Annotated in this window: 13 protein-coding genes; 7 read left to right on the top strand and 6 right to left on the bottom strand. The window is 39.3% G+C overall.

Annotated features, from left to right (window positions below; translation table 11 throughout):
- Nucleotides 1-14: 14 nt before the first annotated feature.
- On the bottom strand, nucleotides 15-560 hold the full coding sequence (locus JJQ94_RS00630) for a GbsR/MarR family transcriptional regulator (protein ID WP_010605404.1): 546 nt from the start codon (nucleotides 558-560) through the stop codon (nucleotides 15-17).
- A gap of 249 nt (nucleotides 561-809) precedes the next feature.
- Between JJQ94_RS00630 and JJQ94_RS00625 the strand changes: the two genes are divergently transcribed.
- Nucleotides 810-1,994, top strand: a complete 1,185-nt coding sequence (locus JJQ94_RS00625; RefSeq protein WP_099028665.1) for an alkaline phosphatase family protein — start codon at nucleotides 810-812, stop codon at nucleotides 1,992-1,994.
- A gap of 66 nt (nucleotides 1,995-2,060) precedes the next feature.
- On the opposite strand, the gene JJQ94_RS00620 is transcribed toward JJQ94_RS00625, so the two are convergent.
- Nucleotides 2,061-2,240, bottom strand: coding sequence for a hypothetical protein (locus tag JJQ94_RS00620; RefSeq protein WP_017216777.1), 180 nt, complete (start codon nucleotides 2,238-2,240; stop codon nucleotides 2,061-2,063).
- Nucleotides 2,241-2,468: 228 nt separating this feature from the next.
- Here JJQ94_RS00620 and JJQ94_RS00615 point away from each other — a divergent pair, with 228 nt between their 5' ends.
- The 3 genes from JJQ94_RS00615 to JJQ94_RS00605 all read left to right on the top strand — a co-directional run bounded on the left by JJQ94_RS00615 (nucleotide 2,469) and on the right by JJQ94_RS00605 (nucleotide 8,277).
- Entirely contained in the window at nucleotides 2,469-4,058 is a 1,590-nt protein-coding gene (locus tag JJQ94_RS00615; RefSeq protein ID WP_099028666.1) for a sensor domain-containing diguanylate cyclase, read from the top strand.
- A gap of 94 nt (nucleotides 4,059-4,152) precedes the next feature.
- A complete protein-coding gene (locus tag JJQ94_RS00610) occupies nucleotides 4,153-5,556 on the top strand; it encodes a YfcC family protein (protein WP_099028667.1) in 1,404 nt (467 codons plus the stop codon).
- Nucleotides 5,557-5,730: 174 nt separating this feature from the next.
- Nucleotides 5,731-8,277, top strand: coding sequence for a putative bifunctional diguanylate cyclase/phosphodiesterase (locus tag JJQ94_RS00605; RefSeq protein WP_099028668.1), 2,547 nt, complete (start codon nucleotides 5,731-5,733; stop codon nucleotides 8,275-8,277).
- Nucleotides 8,278-8,333: 56 nt separating this feature from the next.
- Here the strand turns inward: JJQ94_RS00605 and hemH are convergent, their stop codons facing one another.
- Nucleotides 8,334-9,353, bottom strand: coding sequence for a ferrochelatase (gene hemH / locus JJQ94_RS00600; protein WP_099028669.1), 1,020 nt, complete (start codon nucleotides 9,351-9,353; stop codon nucleotides 8,334-8,336).
- Nucleotides 9,354-9,589: 236 nt separating this feature from the next.
- Between hemH and JJQ94_RS00595 the strand changes: the two genes are divergently transcribed.
- Nucleotides 9,590-11,143 (top strand): methyl-accepting chemotaxis protein, encoded by a 1,554-nt coding sequence (locus tag JJQ94_RS00595; protein ID WP_099028670.1) that lies wholly within the window; start codon nucleotides 9,590-9,592, stop codon nucleotides 11,141-11,143.
- A 69-nt stretch (nucleotides 11,144-11,212) separates the two neighbouring features.
- On the opposite strand, the gene JJQ94_RS00590 is transcribed toward JJQ94_RS00595, so the two are convergent.
- The 3 genes from JJQ94_RS00590 to JJQ94_RS00580 form a co-directional block, all read right to left on the bottom strand.
- Nucleotides 11,213-12,421, bottom strand: coding sequence for a tyrosine-type recombinase/integrase (locus JJQ94_RS00590; RefSeq protein WP_099028671.1), 1,209 nt, complete (start codon nucleotides 12,419-12,421; stop codon nucleotides 11,213-11,215).
- Between the two features lie 607 nt (nucleotides 12,422-13,028).
- On the bottom strand, nucleotides 13,029-14,909 hold the full coding sequence (locus JJQ94_RS00585) for a UvrD-helicase domain-containing protein (protein WP_099028672.1): 1,881 nt from the start codon (nucleotides 14,907-14,909) through the stop codon (nucleotides 13,029-13,031).
- Nucleotides 14,899-17,139 (bottom strand): ATP-dependent nuclease, encoded by a 2,241-nt coding sequence (locus JJQ94_RS00580; RefSeq protein ID WP_099028673.1) that lies wholly within the window; start codon nucleotides 17,137-17,139, stop codon nucleotides 14,899-14,901. Before JJQ94_RS00580 ends, JJQ94_RS00585 begins: the two co-directional genes overlap by 11 nt.
- Before the next feature lie 941 nt (nucleotides 17,140-18,080).
- On the opposite strand from JJQ94_RS00580, the gene JJQ94_RS00575 reads away from it, so the two are divergent.
- Complete coding sequence (locus JJQ94_RS00575; protein ID WP_099028674.1) at nucleotides 18,081-18,698, top strand: TnsA endonuclease N-terminal domain-containing protein; 618 nt, start codon at nucleotides 18,081-18,083, stop codon at nucleotides 18,696-18,698.
- Complete coding sequence (locus JJQ94_RS00570) at nucleotides 18,695-20,710, top strand: integrase catalytic domain-containing protein (RefSeq protein ID WP_099028675.1); 2,016 nt, start codon at nucleotides 18,695-18,697, stop codon at nucleotides 20,708-20,710. Before JJQ94_RS00575 ends, JJQ94_RS00570 begins: the two co-directional genes overlap by 4 nt.
- The last annotated feature ends 2 nt before the right edge of the window (nucleotides 20,711-20,712 follow it).

Below are 20,712 nucleotides of genomic sequence, written 5' to 3'. Positions count from 1 at the left end.
ACGCACCTCGCACTTTAAGACTTACGTAATAATTTATCCTTTAAATCTATTACTTTACTCACAGAAGAACCGAGCTTCATCAACGATTGTAATTGCTCTGGTGATAGGCGTTGAAGTTCGGCTGACCATTTGGTGACGGTTTCAAGTAGGTCATGAATGGATTGCATTTGCTGCTGTGCATATACTTCTTCTGGTGAATTGGCGCTATCTAGAATTTGGTCTCGAAGTAGAGTGAGTGTTGGGTCGATTTCCCTTTTTCTTCTCTCTTCAAATACGCGGTTAGCGAGATCCCAAATAGAGCCATTTGGAGAGTAATATTCTTTACGGTCGCCAGGAATATGGTGCACTTTAACTAATTGCCAAGATTGCAATTCTTTTATTCCCATACTCACGTTACCGCGTGAAATTTTTAACGCATCGGCGATTTCGTTCGCTGTTAATGGTTTTTCATTAATAACCAACAAACCAACCATTTGCCCTATAGTTCTGTTGAAACCCCAACGGCTTCCCATTTCGCCGCAATGAAGTACAAAATTTTCTATTTTTGGTGATAAGTTCATTGTTTTAAACTTTCAGTAATTATTGAAACTTTAATATAAAGGTCACTTTGACTTAGATCAAGCATTAATTAAGCTCAACTACAACATAGTGAAAGTTAACCTTCCCCGAATATCTATAATTGCCATCCACTGACCGCAAATCAATATAAATTTCAAATCATTGTGATTTAATGCGGCCGCAATCACACGGATTACGCTACACAGTCTTTTACTTTTGCAGCGTTACTCACATGACACGGGAATTTATACATGCTAAGAATCCTCCTTTTTACCTTATCAATCGTTAGTTGCACTGCATTTGCTGAGCGCGCTACCACCGTATTGATCTCCATCGATGGATTCAGATGGGATTACATCGAAAAACACGATGCAAAGAATATTGCAAATCTTGCAAAACAGGGCGTCCGCGCGACCAAGCTATGGCCTCAATATCCGACTAAGACGTTTCCAAATCACTTATCTATCGTTACTGGTTTAAAACCAATCAATCATGGCATCGTCGATAATTACTTTTGCGATAAGAAGCGTGATGAGTGTTATAAGATGGGGATGGGTAAAGTGGATAGCTCGTGGATAAGTGGTATTCCTTTATGGAATCTTGTAAAAATGCATGGGTATAAATCTGCCGCTTATTTTTGGCCTGAATCAGACGCTAGAATCAATGGTATGACGCCCGACTATTTTTATCACTATTCAAAACAAGCCGATTACAAAAACCGTCTTAATGAAATCCACAATTGGCTAAAATTACCCAAAAGCGAAAAACCATTGTTTGTTGCCAGCTATTTTTCTTTAGTGGATACAATAGGTCATGGATATGGGCCGGATCATGAAAAAACGAGAGAAGCCGTGCAATTTGTTGATGGCTTAATCGGAGATTTTGTTGCAGCTTTGAAAAAGGACAAAATTAAAGTGAACCTAGTACTCGTGTCTGATCATGGTATGACAAATATAGAGCCAGACAAAGCTGTGATCCTCGAAGAGCTAGATATACCTAGAGAATGGACTATAAAAAACAGCGGAACGAGAGTGTCGCTTTATGCGCTACGCGAAAAAAAACTTGAAGCAGAGACACTCATACAGCAGTTACGTGAAAAAGCGGAGGGTCGTTATGAAGTGTTGAGTAGTGAGCAAAAACAGCAACTTAATGGCGGTGAATCTTCTCGTATTGGTGACATTATCCTGCAAGCAAAAGCACCTATTGTCTTTATGCAAAAAGGTAAGCAAGGCTATTATGGTACGCATGGGTATGAAGTGACACCTGATATGGCCGCATTTTTTGTCGCAAGTGGCCCTGCCTTTAAATCGGGTGTAACGATAGAGCAAGCTAGCAATTTAGAAGTTTACCCAACACTTACACACATTATGGGGCTTAAGCCACTTAATGAGCTTGATAGTAAGGGAGAAAACCTATTAAAGCTGGTTAGGCAGTAAAACAGGCTATCTATGATGTTCAGGGCTAATGAGTAACTTAGCTCTGAACAAGGTGAGTAGAGTAAGTTACTTTTTATTGGAAGACTTCATTAGCCGTTTTGCTAAAGCAAATACAATATAGACAAGAACCAAGGAATTAAGGACAAGCAATGCATCTTTATCAGATACGAACATCCATATCGCCGCAAGCGCAAGGCAAGCAAGGGTAAAGTGGCCAACTAGTGGATTGGTAGTCTTTTTCTTCATTAGAACTTCGCTGTATTTATGTTCAGATTATTTTACACCTGATAGCTGAGACAATACCAATAATCCGTTCAAAAAACTAAATATTTTTGACCATGTGGTTATAATACGGGCACACAGAATATGAACGTTCTAATTCGTTATTGGTCTGACCAGAGTTTGATATAGATTAACTGTTTCACTCGAACGAATAGCTAAAATGTTATTGAAGTACATTAAAGAGAATTTTTAGTGGTACAAATAAATAAAGCAAAACATTGGTTAGACCTTAAAAAGCTGATACTCATTCTTGCCACATTATGCGTATTTACTTCGTTACTCAACGCATTGTTTTCGAGCTACCAAGTTCAAAAACAAGTGATGGTAAAAGATACGTTAGAGGCAAATCGCGCTTATGCAACTAAATTAGCAGATGTTACCGATCTTTTCTTACAATCAGTATTAATGCAACTAAAATCGTCGAGCGAAACCATTGCGACGCAGCTAGATAACCCTGAGGTGGTTAATAAAGAGTTGAGTCAAATGCTTACAAGGACACATAGTTTTGACTCTATTGTGTTAGTAAACGCAAAAGGTGAAATTATCGGTGCTCAACCAAGTTCACTTGGTGTGATAGGAGCTACACTCAAAAATGAAGTAGAAACTTTGCCACTTCGTGAAAAAGCCCCTTTTATTGTAGGTCCATTTGTTTCGCCCGCTGGGAATTTGATGGTGAGCCCAACTCATCCAATGTTTGACCAAGAAGGAATATTCGTAGGTTTTATCGCCGCCGGGATTTATCTTAAAGGTGACAATATCTTAGGCCGATTATTATCAAACCATCATCACCAGGACAAAACTTATATTTATGTTACCGGTCCCAATGGTAAACTCATTTATCATCATGATGATCATCGTATTGGACAAGACGTCACCAAAAATGAGGTCATTGAATCATTACTCAGCAAAACCTCTGGTTCTGCTCAAATAGTCAATACCCAGGGTATAGAAATGCTAGCTGGGTATGCTTCCGTGCCAACTAGCGGTTGGGGGGTCGTGGCACAACGGCCATTAGAGGTCACGATGTCACAATTATCGAACACGATGCAGCACGTCTTAAAAACGACCATTCCGTTTACCGTATTCTTGCTGATTTGTGTGCTTGGATTCGGAACCTTAATTGCTAAGCCATTATGGCGATTAGCTAAGTTATCAGAGCAAGTGCAAGATGGCAGAAATATCGATTTTCCGCATGTATCCACATGGTATTATGAAGCCGCATGGCTTTATCAGGCAATGCACAGCAGTGTTAAGAACTTAGGAGCACAGATCCAACGCTTTGACGATGAGAGAAAGCAAGATCAGCTGACTCATTTATTCAATAGACGAGGAATGGAAAAGTGGCTAGAGACTGCCTATGAGCAACAAACTCCATTTAGCATTATTGCGCTCGATATCGACCACTTCAAACAAGTCAACGATACTTACGGTCACGATGTTGGTGATGTGGTAATAAGAAAACTTGCCGAGCTGATGCGCACCAATGCACGTGAACAGGATCACTTATGCCGTAGTGGTGGTGAAGAGTTCTTAATGTTTCTACCGCATGTAGATATAGACAAAGCAGATAGAATCGCAGAGCGTCTACGCGCATGTATTGCTGAAACTGAGTTTGGCGAAGCGGGGCATATCACGATTTCTCTAGGGATCTCTCATTGGCCGCTGTGCTCTGAGGATTTGCATCACGCACTCAAACTAGCGGACCGTAGTCTATATCAAGCGAAGGCTAACGGTAGAAACCGCGTAGAGCATGCCGTTTTAGCTAATCATAATGTAGCATAATTGGAAATTCGAGATTAAAAAGTGAAATCTGCTCCGAATATCGGTAAGATGCGTTGCAATTTTTACCGTTATCTAATTTGGAGCTGTACTTTCCATGGCAAAAACATTGAAAGTTCCTCATACACTAGTCCTATTACTAGGTATGATGCTAATTGCATTGCTGTCGACCTGGATTATTCCACAAGGCTTTTTTGATACTGCAACCACTGACACTGGCAGACAAGTTGTACTTGCTGGCACCTACCATATTGCAGAAGAATCTGTTCAACTTACTCCTTGGGATCTGTTAAAAGCTATTCCTCGTGCTTTTGCTGCTGCGCAAGACGTTATCTTCTTTGTGATGATAGTGGGTGGTGTACTTGCAATTGCACGTGCAACAGGCACTGTTGATGCGTTGATCGGTCGCTTACTTGAGAAAAATGGCGATAAACCACAAAAGCTGATTTTTATGGTGGTGTTCTGTTTTGCAATCGCGTCAAGTGCGATAGGTACTGCAGGTGAATACATTCCGTTTGTGCTGATTTTAGTTGCGCTCTGTAAAGCAATGAAGCTGGATGCCATGACTGCCGTTGGCATGATCATCGCAGGCTACGGTATTGGATACGGTGTGTCAGCATTCAACCCATTTACGGTATTAATTGCCCAGCAAATTGCTGAAGTACCAGTCTATTCCGGTATATGGTTAAGATTTGCTATTTTTGTTCCGTTTGTACTGATTGGCTTTCATCATGTATGGAGCTATACAAAAAAGGTACAACAAAGTCCAGAACACTCTCTGATGAAAGATGTGCCTTGCCCACTGGCAGGTCAGGCTGCGCCAAGCTATCCGCAGCTTAACGGTCGTCATAGAACTATTTTGCTTACCTTTATTGTGACGCTTGTCTGCGCAGTTTGGGGAATTGCCACTCAGGGTTGGTATTTATACGAGCTAGGTGGTTTATTTATCGCATGGGGTGTCGTGATTTCAATTCTTGGTAAATTGTCAGCAGACGAAGCTGCAAACCGTTTTATCGAAGGGGTTTCAGACTTGGTTACTACTGCGGTGCTTATTGGCGTAGCTCGTGGTATTGCCCTTATTCTTGAAGATGGTCAAATCCTTCACACGATTGTACATGGACTTTCAACTCCTCTTTCTTATGTTGCTGCAGAAGTTTCGGCCGTTGGCATGTTACTTATCCAAACGCTTTTAAACATGTTTATTCCGTCAGGCTCAGGTCAGGCATATGTGACTATGCCATTGATGGTGCCTGTGGGCGACTTAGTTGGTGTACCAAGACAGGTTGCGGTACTTGCGTATCAGTTTGGTGACGGTTTCTCAAATATGATAGTGCCAACAAATGCGGTATTAATGGGGATACTCGGCATGGCTGGCGTCCCTTATACACATTGGTTTAGATTCTGTATGCCGTTGATGGCTAAACTTATGGTCGCTGCGGCAACTGTACTGGTACTCGCTGTGATGTTCGGTTATGGTTTGGACGTACAACCGCAACTGTAGATAAACAAATTTTCTTCTTAGATAGCGCCAATCGGCGCTATCTTGCCTTTACTAGACTCAATTTCTCATCACAAAGCAAATTTGTTGATCTGTATTTATATTCTATGTAGTTTAATAAGCTATTATTATTCATTAAACAAAAATCTTGGTCGGGAATGAGCCATACAGACTTCTATGAATTTAACGTTTAGCCATTTTTACAATTTAACATCCACTAATCAGCGATATCAATTTGCATTGAAACAGTTGTATGAACGATTTGATGCGGATCATTGTTTTGTGGGTAAGTTTATCGATAACGATAAGCGCGTAAAGACCGTGATGTACCTCGCGGATGGTAAAGAAGTCGATAATATTATTTATGACCTTGAAGGGACACCTTGTTTTGATGCTAAAGCAAGCAATGATGTATGTTGCGTCACAAGTGGTTTACAGCAACTTTATGAAGAGGATGAGATCCTTCGCGTTTTAAGCATAGAGGGTTATCTTGGTTTAACCTTGCGAGCATTAGATCATACACCCATTGGAATAATGGTCTGCTTGTTTAATAAAGAAAAACAAGTCAGCCTAGAAGAAAAGCTATGGTTTCAAGAATTAGGACATCTGATCTCAACGGAGCTTAGCCATAATTTAGAATTGACCAAACAAGGAATTTTGCTCAAACAACTTGCAAAAGGCGAGCAAATAGCGGACTTGTGCACTTGGACGTGGCAACTTAAACAGAACAAGCACTACTTCTCCTCTCACCTTAATCATCTACTTAAGACAAAAACTGATTCTCTATCTCTATCATTATTACTCGATAAACTCGCGATAGAAGATAGTGAACGACTGCGGATAGCTTTAGAGAAAGTCAGACTAGGTGGAACTCGGCATGTTGATTTACAAGTTTCGTTGGCCTCTCGCACCGAACACTACGGGTTATTAAGAATTATTGGTCAAGTAGAATGTGATGAACAGCATAGCGATGAGCTTGTGTTCACTGCGACTATTCAAGATATTAGCTATATTTCATCGCTAAATAAACAGCTCGAACTCACTAATGTTGTGTTCGAGCATGCTACAGAAGCCATTATGATCACCAACAAAGAAAATAAAATCATTATGGTGAATCGGGCTTTTGAGCGACTAACGGGTTATACCGGCTATGAATTATTAGGCCAAGATCCAGCGGTGCTATCATCTGGTAAGCAAGATAAATCATTTTATGAAGCCATGTGGGCGTCGTTGAGCACAGTTGGTCACTGGAAAGGGGAGATCCATAATCGTCGTAAAAATGGTCAAATCTACCCCGAGGAATTAACGCTAAGTGTAGTCAAAGACGAACAAGGTAAAGTCGCTAATTACGTTGGCATTTTTAGAGATATTACGGAGTGGAAGCGTAACGAGTCTCAACTTACCTTTTACGCCAACCATGAACCATTAACAGCGTTATTAAATCGCCGTAGTTTTATGCAGCGATTGGAAGAACAAATATCGGGCTCTAGAAGTAACAATACCAGTTGCTCACTGCTTTTTATTGGCTTGGATAGGTTTAAGGAAGTCAACGATGTCTTTGGTCCAGAGATTGGCGATAAGGTACTTATTTCTGTAGCTAAACGATTGAAAAACGCGGTTCGCCAAAATGATATTATCGCAAGATACGGTGGTGACGAGTTTGCGTTATTACTTACGCGCAGCGATGTGGAAAGCGCGCTTAAAATTGCTCAAAAGCTATCACAGAAACTCTCTCAGCCCTATGTATTTAATGAAATTACCATAGAAATTACTTGCTCTACAGGTATTGCACAGCTTGAAGCTGGCTCTCGGATCACCGCAGCAAATTTACTCAGAAACGCTGCGCATGCACTTAACAGCGTGAAAAAGACCGAGCGCGGACAGGTAGCCTTACACAATGCCGCAATTCAAAATGCCTATTTAAATAAAATAAAGCTTAAAGACAAGTTAAAACAAGCACTGAAAGAAGGAGCGCTTACCGTTTATTATCAACCGATCGTTAATGCTGATACCAACCACATCACAAAGTTTGAAGCCCTAGTACGTTGGTTTGATGATGAATACGGAATGGTATCACCAGGTACTTTCATTCCTATCGCTGAAGAATTTGGTCTTATTCATTTAGTTGGACAGTTTGTACTTGAGCGTAGTTGCCAAGACTTAGCAAAAATTCATCATGCAGGATTCTCGGAGGTTGGGATCTCTATTAATCGGTCTGTTAGTGAGTTTAAAGCCAGTATTAATCAGGTGAAGTTAATTACCTGTGCCATCGAAAAAGCCAAGATCCCGTATGAAGCAATTACCATTGAAGTTACCGAATCGCTTGCTACAAATCGCTACACTTGGAAAACGCTTAATCAACTAAGAGAGCATGGGATAAAGGTTTCGCTTGACGATTTTTGTACTGGCTATTCATCATTAAGTAACTTGATAGAAAATCAAGTGGATTACCTAAAAATAGACAAGAGCTTTGTCGACAGCTTAATGTCTGATTACAACAAACAAGTAATGATAGACTGCCTTATTAAGCTCAGTGATAAGTTGGGAATTGGTGTAATAGCCGAAGGGGTAGAGCAATTTACTCAACTCGAAAAGTTACGAGAGCTCGGTTGTCATCACATTCAAGGATTCTTTTACAGCCCCGCAAAACCAATAGATGCCTGCCTTGAGTTACTCACAACAGACGCTTTTGCTGAACAAACACAAAGTGCGTTAGAAAAATAAAGGTGTGATATTTTGTTATCACACCTAAAAAATAGCAGATTGTTTCTGCGTCTTTATTACAACAGTGGTTTTATCAGCGCTGTTATCGCTTTAATGTGATCATCATGGTCGTTTAGTGCATGAATATAGCGATACTTTTCGCCGCCAGCAGACTCAAATACCTCACGGTTTTCAACTTCTAACTCTTCGAGCGTTTCTAAGCAGTCTGCACTAAAAGCCGGGCTTAAAATAGCGACGTTTTTAATACCTTGACTCGGAAAACTCTCAAGTGTTTTGTCCGTATAAGGTTGCAACCATTCTGCTTTACCAAAACGACTTTGGAAGGTCGTCATCACTTTTTCTTTATCAAGATTGAGTTTTTCAATGACTAACCGAGTCGTTTGTTGGCAAAAACAATGATACGGGTCGCCTCTATCTAAAAATAACTTTGGTGTACCATGATATGAAAAAACCAATTTATCTGGCTCTCCATTCGCCTCTAGATCTTCTCTAATGGAATTAGCTAAAGATTCGATATAGAGCGGATGTTTATGGTAGCCATTAATAAAATGTAGCTCAGGTACCCAGCGCCAACCTCTTAGCACCTTTGAGATCTGATCAAAGGTTGAGCCTGTTGTCGCGCTGGAATATTGAGGATATAGCGGCACGATAATAATTCGTGTGATACCTTTTTCTCTTAACTTCTCAAGTCCTGACTCAATCGATGGGTTGCCGTAACGCATCGCGAGTTCAACTTCGATGTCTTCAAAGCCCTCACCGCGCAACTGCTTCTCTATTTTATCAGTTTGCGCTCGACTAATGGTTATCAACGGTGAGCCTTCATCAGTCCATATTGACTGGTAGGCGTGTGCTGATTTTTTAGGGCGAACACGCAAAATTATCCCATGTAAAATCATTAACCAAATTAGTCTTGGAATTTCAACGATACGAGGATCGGAGAGAAATTCAGCGAGATAAACTCTAAGTGCCTTAGCCGTTGGTGCATCTGGGCTACCTAAATTCGTAATAAGAATACCCGTTTTGGAATTAAATCGGCCTTCATGGGGGTTATCTGTAATGGCTGAAAAGCGAGACACCTAACGCTCCTTAGATTATCATTTTGATAGAATTATTTTACAATAAAGCCTATACGGGAGTAAGCCTAATTTCGATCTAAACTGGCATAAATCAATTTACGCATAAAATTAACTCACACTATAGTTGTAATTATCGTTAATTAACCCCGTCTCTATTGCTATTCGCGGGTTGAGGGCGTATTTTCCTGAAAATCTTTAAGGGAAAATCAATTTTTTGTTAGTTTTGGACTAGTCTAATGAGAACCAACCACCCAGTAACGCAAAGAGAAAAAACCTTTTCTCGCGATGTAAAGCTCATCTCTGTAACCGATCTAAAAGGTAATATTGTTGATTGCAACCAAGCATTTATCGATGTTAGCGGTTTTACACATGATGAGCTAGTTGGTCAACCTCATAATATAGTACGACATCCAGATATGCCACCTGTGGCGTTTCAAACCATGTGGAAACAGCTTAAAACGGGCAAGCCATGGATGGGGATCGTAAAAAATCGCTGCAAAAATGGTGATCACTACTGGGTTGATGCCTATGTAACCCCAATAACAGAAAATGGCAAAATCATTGGCTATGAGTCTGTTAGATGCTGTCCAGATAGAGCAACAGTTGAACGGGCAAGTCAACTTTATACAAGCGTGAATGCCAGTAAGGGAAGCGGTATCCGCCTTCCTAAATTGCGTGTGATTTGGCCAGTATTTAACATCGTCTCGTCATTAGCACTTTGGTATTTTGCTTCTGAGTCTGCAGGATTTTTCTGGTTAATGGCAAATATGCTCGCATATTCAGCCTATGCAACTTGGCGCGATAAAGAACAACTGAGACGACTAGAATCTGAGTTGGCGCACAGTTTTTGTGACGATATATCTGAGCAAGTTTACTCGACTTGGGATGGCACCATGGCATCAATCCAAGTTCGTTTAAAGAGTGAAAGGGCACACCTAGATACAATTCTTACGCGTGTTGAACATGCGGCGCAAAACGTATCAAAAGGAGCGCATACGGCGAGTAAAGAAGCGCGAGCAACTTATGCCGATTTACAAAAGCAGCAAACTGAGACGGAGCTTGTTGCCACTGCAATGAATGAAATGACAACAACCATCAACGATGTCTCTAACAGCGTGCAATTGAGTGCTAAAGATGCTCAGAACTCCCTTGATTTGACTTCTCAAACGGAGCAGATCGCTAATAAAACCAAAATTGCTTTTGGTGATTTAAGTAATACCATTGCCGACATCCGCAATTCTGTTGAAGGTGTCTCTAAACAAACTGATAAAATTGCAGCAGCCGCACAAATTATCGAACAAATCGCTGAGCAAACCAACTTGCTAGCACTAAATGCAGCAATTGAAGCTGCGCGAGCTGGCGAGCAAGGTAGGGGCTTTGCAGTAGTTGCTGATGAAGTTAGACATCTAGCACAGCGCACACAAGAGTCGACGAAAGAGATCCATGCAATTATTGAAGAGCTAACCAGCAGCACACAAGCGTCAGTAAATATTGCTCAGCAAGGCCAAGAAGAATCGCTCCATGGTATTGAACAGCTGAATCAAAGCACCGATATGCTACAACAAATCACCCAAGCTGTTATCCAAATTAGTGATATGTCGATGCAAATTGCAACTTCGGTTGAGCAACAAGCGGCCGTGTCTGACGACATTAATCAGCAAGTGGTGAATATTGCCCAACTAGCGAACAACAGCCTAGATAGCGCTGACAAAGTACATCAAGAGAGTAAAGACCTGGAATCGACTGCAAAAGAAATGCACGAGTTGATTGTTCGTTTTAAGCGCAAGTGAGTTTTAGCGTAGTGCACTTATTGATTGAAGATTCAAAAGGACATTCTCGAATGTCCTTTTTTCTTATATTTATATCTTCCGTTTTAAGCCCGATTTGGCACGCTCTTTAATATTGGTTTGAATATAGATTTGATCGGTTGTTGCGATTTTGGCGTGACCTAAATCTTCTGATAGATGTTTTAGCGGGCGGTGTTGTGCATCATGCGTTGCACCTGTATGTCTTAGCCAGTGTGAAGTTGCGGCTTCGAGTTGCTCTGACTCCTCCGTAAAGCCATCTTCCTTTAGTTTAGCCACTGCTAAGTCAAAACTTTGCTGAACAATACGGCGTAATTGACGAACGTTCATACCGCCTTGGCCCCTTAGTTTATGAACAATTGGGTAGGGCTCATCAACGCGAGGTAGGGCGCTTAACCCCCGGAACTGCCGATAACGCTTTAAATAACTGATAAAGTCTTCGCTAAGCGTTACATCCCTTAGCTTATTGCCTTTACCCATAATTCTTAGGTACCAAAAGTCATCTTGATCTTGCCAAAAATGACTCATTACTGGTGACCAATGAGGGCGATCAGACAGCTCCGAAATGCGTAAATACAAGCCTTTTAAACAAGCCAATACGAAAAGATTCCGTTCCAGGTCTGGTTGCTGTTCACTTAAATCACGTGTTACACCAAAAACATATTCCCATTGCAAATCACTCAGCGTATCAGGAAGATTGATTTGCGATTGTACAACTAAATACGGGCTATTTTTTTTAACCACCGGAACAAAATTAGCAAACGACTTTTCTTCTAAAATGGCAAACTTGTAAAACACATTTAGCGCGGTAAACATCGCGGCCAACGTTTGCTGGCTAGCGCCATTTTCTTTGAGAACAAATGGCCGCCAATTTTCGTTAACCTGACGGATACCTTGGTTTTGCTTATAACGCCACTGCACAGAAGTTTGCGTCCATGCTTTATCAGGCTCTACCACAAAATCTACGTACGCTTCGATGTCTTCGCGTTTTAGCTCAAACACTGACTTCTCTGCAACCAGCCACGACCACAAATAAAAGCGCTCAAGCTCATTACGAAAACGGTTAAAAGTTGCTTCAGACTTACGACCGTAAACATACAAAAACTGAAATAAAAACTGTAGCTCGTTATGTACCGGTAATGATTTTTCATGACGATCCAAGAATTTTTCCAGCTCAGGATATTCATGCGCAAGCGTACCATCTTCAAGATGAGCGATTTGATACCTAAGCTGCTTTAAGGTATCAACCAGTGGTAAAATCATAATAAGTCCGATATTGGTTAGTATTGGACATATTATAGTGATGCAGATACGTGTTATGCAATACTGTATAAGTAATCCTATAATTTATATTATGTTAAATCTGATGTGTGACGTTTTTGACTGTTATCTCGGCCCCTGATCACCGCCATATAAGTTGAGATTTCGCGGCACTTTGAGATTTTTTCTACTAGTAATGTTTCGTAATTTCACGAATTTTAATCGCTATACTGGTTTTTATATCAGGAAGCTTTCTTACCTGTTCTTCCCACTTTACTAGCTCATCTTTTATGTCAACTACATGACTCCGGTTCGTGCCTACCAAACTGAAAATAACAAAAGCACTACCGCCATCGAAAAAGTCTTCATTTAGAATGTACTGTATTTGAGATTCAAGCTGTAAAACTTAAGTTTTACTATCAAATTAGTGATTATTTAGAAGTTAAACGGACACATTATTAAAGAATAATTAGCAACCCTGTTAGGTAAAATTAATAGCATGTCAGTAAATTATCTCCAATTCATATTTTTACAATCTTTCTACTTTGTACTGGATCAAATTATATTGCCTGCACATACACTAGTTACATATACAATCCAGTACAAAATCTTATAAAACTATGACTTCTTCCTCTTTGAACCACGTCTCCAAAGCGTTACTTTTCAGTGCACTAGGGTCACTTGTATAGGCTACTACTGCAAGGCTCTTTTGCGCTCTACTGCATACTACGTAGAAAAGTCGTCTTGTTCTAGATACTGCGGAATCCTTTTTCTGTTGCTCATTTTCTAGGTCGGTTTTACTTTTGGCTACAGTCCCAAAAAGCTTTTCATAACTAAACATAAAACCTTTGGATTCTTTGTCATCAAGCACGGCCATTACTCTGTCAAACTCTAGCCCTTTTACTCCTTGGTGAGTCGCATAACCCAATCTCCCATTCGTATATAAGGCATAGTTGACTAAATTCTCAATAGAAGCTGAGAATGCTTTGCCCCAAGCGATGGTAATTTTATCATCCTCACTATCACTCCCTTCATCAGGTAACTCTCCATCTATTAGGTGAATTGAAAGTTCACTGGGTATTTCTATTAGTTTTAGATCTTTTATAAGCTTCAAAACGTTAAAAATAGTCGCGCCATCTCCTGCAATTAAACCCTTCAGCTCTGTTGCCCTAGCTTTCGTATCTCTCAAGGAATCAAAAGGCGAACTTACAAAATCTGAGTTCTGTTCAGAAACTAAGTTTCCATACAATTTGACGCTTTTCATAATACCAAAGTCGTCTTCCTGCTTAATTGAATTGATAAACGGAACAACAACATTGATTAAGAAAGAAAACTCTTTTCTAGAGCCGTCAACAGCACCATCTCTGTACTTGTCTATGGACAATAATGGGAGTAAAAAATCAGAAAACTGACCACGTATGGCAGCCATAGCATGTTCTAGAATTAGACACTTAACGGTTTCTTGGACTTCAATGTCACCTGATTTCTGCACTGGCCTTTTCCATTGCAGATCATCAGTTTCTTCAGCCATTTTATCTCTTACATAATTCTCGATACTGTCTTTATCTGGACGTTCAGAATTAACTATAAAGAGCCGAACAATACCTACTTCATCTTTGAAAGGCTCTTGTTGCCAACCATCATCATCCCTCCTAATTGAATTAATAAGCTCAATGATTCTTTTTGGCGAACGATAATTGGTTTTCTTATCTACAATTTTCCAGTCAACGCCTAACGATTCAGCGATATTATTCTTTCCACCACCGTAAATACGTTGCATTTGGTCTCCAATTATACCAAAGCAAAAAACATGCTTATGAACCTCTCTTACATGAATAAATGCTTCAAGCAAATTCTTAAATGTATCTTGGCTTTCATCGATTAGTAATATTGGAAACTTTCTAATTAAAACTTGCTGTAATAATGGCTTATTGAAAAGAAAGTAAGATGCAATTTCTATAACTTCAGCATGGTTTAACGCCGATCTTCCCCCAAGTAATTCAGTCGGGCTATAAATGAAATTTCGAACTTGTTTTAAGCTCTTAAGCCTGTCTTGTGTTTTTTCTAATCTAGCCTTATTTTGTAGTGCTGTTTTGTTGTTAGGATTTTTGGCCTTCGCTAGTTTTTCTTTTAGCTCTTCAACTTTATTATTAAGCATTTGAGCTAAATACTCTTTTATATCTTCTGTATGAGGGTTTATCAAAGACCACGCAAAGCTGTGTATAGTAGAGACAGAAAAGCTAGCATCATAATTTAGGCGTTGCTTTATTTCCTCACAGGCTGCATTCGTATAGGTTATAACTGCGACTTTTTGACCTAAACCAATCAACTTATCTAGGTCATTTTTCTTCACTTCGCCTAAAACATTTACCAAAGTTTTGGTTTTCCCTGAACCTGCTCCAGCAAATAACAAAAAACTTTGTGGTTCTTTAAGGTCTAGAAATTTATAAATTTCACTATCAATCTCATCGAGTTCATAATTAGCTTTCATGGTCTTCTCCACTGATTACAGGAAACTCTTTTGTTTCAGATAAAATAGCCTGGGAGAGCCAGTCTAAGCCTTCAGCAATATATTTTGGGATATTTAGCTTTTCAGGCTCGATTTCATACAAAATATCCAGAGCCATCTTAGCTTTTTGTCCCTTTTCAAGAGCCTTAAACATAGATGTAGCACACTCTTCTAGAGTGCTCTCATCACACGCAGCTTTCAAGTGAGATAACATTCCAGTCGTAGATTCTAATTCTTTTAGTGTTGTTACATTAGCTAGCGCAAAGGCATCCTCAAATGTATAAGGTATAGCTGTTTGGTTATCGAATTCTCTAACTTCAGTTTTATTTTGGTATACAGCACAAACATTTTCTTTTTGTTTAGCATCAAATGGTAACTCAATTATTTCTTTAAAGTTTTTATCACCAAGCCCAAGCCACAAGGTCAATGTATCGCTGCCAGTGGAAAATTCTTCAGAAAGTTGCGGTTGTGCTTTTTTACCTTCACCATTTTTTGCGTCAGCATCAGTAACAATTAGAGTCGGCATACCCAGTAACTCAATAAGTGACTGTAATCTGTGAGCGTGTGCCCCACCGACCTCTAACACTGATATGTAGCTATTGTACAAAGTGTCTGCGTATTGGTTCTTTATGAAGTGTGGCAACAGTAAGCGCTCTGCCGCTCCCTCTACGAGAATAATTCCGTTCGCAAAAAATAGATCACAGTGAGTAGTTTTAATATATCGAGATACAAATTTTGCGGTCTGTAGCTCGTTAGCTTCTCGACGGCTATCTTGTGAAAATACTGTTGCAAGGTTCATTACTTCGGATGTTGGGACACTAAGCGAGTTTTTCGCTGCTTTCCTTTTGAAGTATCGTAATTTGTCAAAATCAACTTCATGTGCCAAATAGCTAGAGTGACTACTTACAACCATCTGTGTTTTGAAATTTCCACTAACTTCATTAGATAGAACTTCATAAGCCTTACGAATAAAAACTTGCTGTACTTGCGCATGTAAATGGGCTTCAGGCTCCTCTATTAGAACCAAATGCAGAGGTTCGATAGATGAATCCGTTTTTAATCTAGCTTTCCCTTTTAGTTGCCAACCATCTCTGAAAGTTATGAGCTTAAAGATCATATAAATTAGGTTTTTATAACCTAATCCGTTCAAGTTTTCTGGCAACTCAAGCTCAGCACGTAAAGGTTCTGGAGCTGAATTCCCAACTGAAAACTTTACAGCAGCCTCATGACTTAAAGATTCAATTGGATCTAGTTTTGAAGACAACAATATATGAGGATCGCTAAAACCTGGATAGCCCAAATTTTCTATTTCTCCAATAGCACTCTTGAAAGAGCTTTTTAAGCGACTATCAAATTGTGATTGTGCCGAATCAATTGCCTTTAGTGCTTCTATATCTTCTTTATCAGGCGTATCGCTTGGATTTAAGTGAGTATCGAAATATTCACTAAGCAAAGGAGAAAGTGACTCTCCTTTGTTCAAACCTTTTGAAGAAAGGGCATCCGCAAAACCTCGTTGAGCATCAATTACATTTACTTTAAATAAATTCGAAAATGGATAACTCTCTGACTCCTGTCTCAAGTCTAATGGAGTGGTTTCATGCAATTGCTCTGTTGGTAAGAGAAATCCTTTTATTTCGAAAAACCTATTTAGTTCTTTGCTTAAAAAGTCTTTTAAGTTTCTGGGCCACAATTTAAATTCTTGAGCTTCTTCATCTTCAAGTGCCGCACTTGCTTTGTTAAAACTTTCTACGTACTTTTCTCTTAAGTTTTCTATATCCTTGGGTAGAAATGCTAGCTTGACTCCCAATGGCTCACCTTGCCAATCTAAAGTTGGAATAAGATGGCTCACAGCCACAATATCCGCGATTGACGCATCTATCCAAACATCGACTGATGGACACTCTGTTACCCAGTCATCGATTGAAGTTGCCTCTGATAGATTTCCTCCAATCCACGCGTCCCCAATTGAGTTGAGCTTAAGCCAATTGCTTACTGTAAAGTCAGTAACATTTAGCCGCCGTCCAGATTTTCCTAAACCAGTCCTACTGGGTCCTGAATACTTATCTCTATCTAAGAAAAATATAAGAGCATCCATAGCAGATGTTTTACCACTGTTGTTCGCTCCAACGAAAACAGTTTGCCCAGATGAAAGTTCAACTTGAACATTTTCTAGTTTGCGAAAATTGCAGATATCAAATCTTTGTATTTCCATATATTACGTCCTTGGCAATAGCCTAGTTTGCGGCCATATTAGAGAATTACACTCCCTCCAGAGTAACACACAAAACTTTTGTTTTTGATTGTTTTTTAGGCTTTATTCTAACAAACCACTATCGTCTTTAGCAGATGGATCAGTATCAGAATAACCTGAACTTAGTTTATCGCTACTAATATGGATCTATATTTTGGTAATTTATATATCAGTGTGCCCAAGGAATTTTTAGACGTGTCTCAAAATTTTTTATATGTCTTTGCTTCGATGGTTGTTGGTATGAGTAAACATTTGACGGAATGTGATAATTATCTAGATTCTAAGTTATAGGCTTTATAGTCGGTTGAGTTTTCTTGTTATCTTGCGGCACCGCTTACTTCCACTCAAAGCATATTATCGAAATAGACTTAATCTACCCTAATGGTCAAGTTCTACGTTTTTGAACTAAAACAGCCGATTTCGTCAATCCGGAATGGATTCAAATACTTCTAGCTCCTTATTACATATAGCTATAAAAAAGCCCTTAAATAATTTAAATATTCTAAGTCGATATTTAGTGGGTTTTTGACGGGAAAATTATTTTGTAACATTAAAATTTGTTAAATATCAGTCTTTTGAAATCGTTTTAAAATGAAAACTTTATCCTGTTTGGATTTTTTACTTTATAAAATGATTTTGTCTCTAACTCCTCAAAACTAGGTTTCTTTTTCTCAGTTTTAAAAAATAGAGACACTTGCGTGTGAAAAAAAATTGCTTCAACATCACTGTCAATTAAACATTTTTTAAAAGTTACACATGACTCCAAACATTAAATTAAGACCGACGTAACACAACCTAACCTCACCTAGTTGCTTTATCCGCAACCTTTAAATATAGCTTGTTTCTACTAGTCTACAAATTGTGGGCTATGTACTTTTTTGTGAAAAATTCTGGTTGTTGTTATGAAAAGTATCAAACGAAATGCAAACATGCACCGTGGACGGCATGTTATTCGATTTTATTCAAAAAAGAATGGATGCGTACTTAAACTAGAGGGGTTTCTAGAACTATGGCTTGCGTGCAAGTTAGACAATGACATGAGCGTAAAGTGTTTTGCTAGTCAGCCTGAAGAAATTGTTCACGAAATTGACGGGCGTAAACGCCGCTTCACACCTGATTTCTTAGTTAATTATACTGATGGCACCAGCGAATACATTGAAATTCATCATGAGCAGTTTACCGATGCTGAATATGAAGAGAAGGTTAAGGAGTTTAGTCGTTATACACGTAAAACGAATGGCTGGGCAATTAAACTGATTTGCTCAGGTGATGTAAATGAAACTGAATTAGTTAACTATCAGCTGATATGTGACTGTAAGAGCCAAGAGTTATCGTTTGATATTAGCGATATTGCGTTTTCTGAGTCGATTTCATTTGGTGAGCTGATTAAGTTCCTCAAAAAGTTTTGCCCTACCCCTATTGCTGAAGCTTACTATTTATTGGCGTATGGTGTTTATACATTTGATATGAACACGTTTCTTACTATTGAGACACCTTTATCAGTGAGAACATTGCCATGATGGGCTATCAAAGAGGACAAGAGTTTTTAAATGAATTTGGTGGAATAGAATCAATACTGTTCTTCGATGACGATTCAGTCTTATTGTCCGGCGATAATGGTGAAAAATGCAAACGCCTAATCAAAAAGCAGCAATTTGATAAGTATCTCGAAGAGCATAAATTTTTACCTAACAGTGTTGAAAAGCCCAAGTTAGATTTAACCAAATATCAGGAACGTACACGCGACGAACGCTTGCTATACTTACGAGTATTAAAAGAGCTTGTCACTGAAGGGCTAAAACCGACAGTACCTTCAACATATGATGAGTTAATAAAGCGCGTTGAAAAGTTACACCCACATACTCAAGCGACAACACACCCAAAGAGAACAACGCTTTGTAAGCAATGGAAAAAGTGGTGTAATTCAGACTTTAATCACGATGTATTAGCGTGCAAAAGACGCGTTGGTAGAACAAGGGTTAACTCTGCAAGTGAGGCGTTATTAAATCATCATATTTCAACTGTTTACTCAGATAGTAATTCGACTTATAAAGGCGCATTTTATAGAGATTATCGGGAACTCGTAAAAGAGCACGCTTCATCAAACTCTGATATCTACGCTGTTTCTGAGAGGACTTACAGCCGCAGACTGGGTGCAATACGTGAGCAAGACCGCATCCTAAACATGAGGGGTTTGACGCAAGCAGAGCGTAATCAGCGTTTGCTAACGCTGAAACGGAAAATTAGAACTTACTTTGCGCTTCAACGCGTTGAGTGTGACCGTGTTTGCATCAACATGAGTCTGATTGACGATGACACAGGCTTACCTACTCCGCCCCTTTCACTTTATGCTGCAATTGATGTTTATACTCGTTGCATTATTGGTGTTGTATTAAGTTTTAATGCTGAAAACAAAGAGGATGGGTTTAATTTAATACGTCAGATTTATATGAATGATGACAACTTACCAATGCACGGCAAGCCCTTTTCATTAATCATGGATAACGGCGCTGGGTTTAACAACGAGTTAATGCAGAAAGCTTGTGAAGAACTACGTGTGAGTGTCACATACGCACCGTCAAATCAGCCTGCTAAAAAACCATTTATTGAATCGTTTTTTAAAACATTACGTGCTGACTTTTTCCGAGGGTTCAAAATAGAAGATAAGCACGGCAAGGTCACTATTGGTTTTAATTCATACAAAGGAAAGCGCACAGATAAGAATACCGTTGAAACAGAATCATTACAAAAGCTTGCGGATATCAAAGTAAGTGACTTCAGAAGTCTCCTAAACAAATTTTTATCTGAATACTCTCATAAGCTTCATCGTGAAGCAGGTCATGTTCCTATTGAAGCCTGGATTGAATCTAAGAAAGAAACGCCATACCCTGAGTATAACTATGCGGGAGTAAAGTCGGCATTTCATGTGTGCACGGATAAACCTAAACATAAACTGCAACCTGCTGGAAAGATATACTTGTTAACACAAACGTTTTCAAATCCAAATGAGCTTAAAACGCTTTACAATACTTTAAAAGTAGACGCTCTTGGTGACCAACACCCTGATGTATCGGTATTTTTTGATCCCTTTGATGCAAGGCATGTGACTGTTCAAGGGGTTGATCCTTCAACAGGTGAACTTATAACAAAAACTGCGGATAACCTTGACTGTTTTGACTACCCCATCAGCTTCGATGAATTAAAAGGTTACAAACCAAAGAGTGTAGGCATTTACCAAAATAACAAACATGAAATTACAGGTCATTACAAAGGTAAAATAGACTCATTCTTTAAACAAAAACGTCGCAAGCCTCCAGCACGAGGTCCTAAAGCCCCTTCTTTTGATGAAAATAATGCGCAACTCTTAACAGCGCAAGAGCGAATTGCTGTTTCACATAGCATTGACTCAAAGGCTACAACCAGTATTCGACCAAATATCGAGTGCCTGGACCCAGAAGATACTAAAAAAGAAACAAAAAAATATAATGGCCCTTTGACAATAGATGACTACGATAAAGACCAACTGTGGTGATT

This window comes from Pseudoalteromonas sp. GCY, from assembly GCF_016695175.1.
Classification (GTDB): Bacteria; Pseudomonadota; Gammaproteobacteria; order Enterobacterales; family Alteromonadaceae; genus Pseudoalteromonas.
Note: the sequence above shows the minus strand (reverse complement) of the source record. Positions and strands in the feature narration are given on the sequence as shown.

Coding starts and splice junctions, on each gene's coding strand:
- JJQ94_RS00590 (WP_099028671.1), bottom strand. CDS start 12,421: ATGATTTTACCACTGGTTGATACCTTAAAGCAGCTTAGGTATCAAATC.
- JJQ94_RS00610 (WP_099028667.1), top strand. CDS start 4,153: ATGGCAAAAACATTGAAAGTTCCTCATACACTAGTCCTATTACTAGGT.
- JJQ94_RS00585 (WP_099028672.1), bottom strand. CDS start 14,909: ATGAAAGCTAATTATGAACTCGATGAGATTGATAGTGAAATTTATAAA.
- JJQ94_RS00595 (WP_099028670.1), top strand. CDS start 9,590: ATGAGAACCAACCACCCAGTAACGCAAAGAGAAAAAACCTTTTCTCGC.
- JJQ94_RS00575 (WP_099028674.1), top strand. CDS start 18,081: ATGAAAAGTATCAAACGAAATGCAAACATGCACCGTGGACGGCATGTT.
- JJQ94_RS00620 (WP_017216777.1), bottom strand. CDS start 2,240: ATGAAGAAAAAGACTACCAATCCACTAGTTGGCCACTTTACCCTTGCT.
- JJQ94_RS00605 (WP_099028668.1), top strand. CDS start 5,731: ATGAATTTAACGTTTAGCCATTTTTACAATTTAACATCCACTAATCAG.
- JJQ94_RS00570 (WP_099028675.1), top strand. CDS start 18,695: ATGATGGGCTATCAAAGAGGACAAGAGTTTTTAAATGAATTTGGTGGA.
- JJQ94_RS00625 (WP_099028665.1), top strand. CDS start 810: ATGCTAAGAATCCTCCTTTTTACCTTATCAATCGTTAGTTGCACTGCA.
- JJQ94_RS00630 (WP_010605404.1), bottom strand. CDS start 560: ATGAACTTATCACCAAAAATAGAAAATTTTGTACTTCATTGCGGCGAA.
- JJQ94_RS00580 (WP_099028673.1), bottom strand. CDS start 17,139: ATGGAAATACAAAGATTTGATATCTGCAATTTTCGCAAACTAGAAAAT.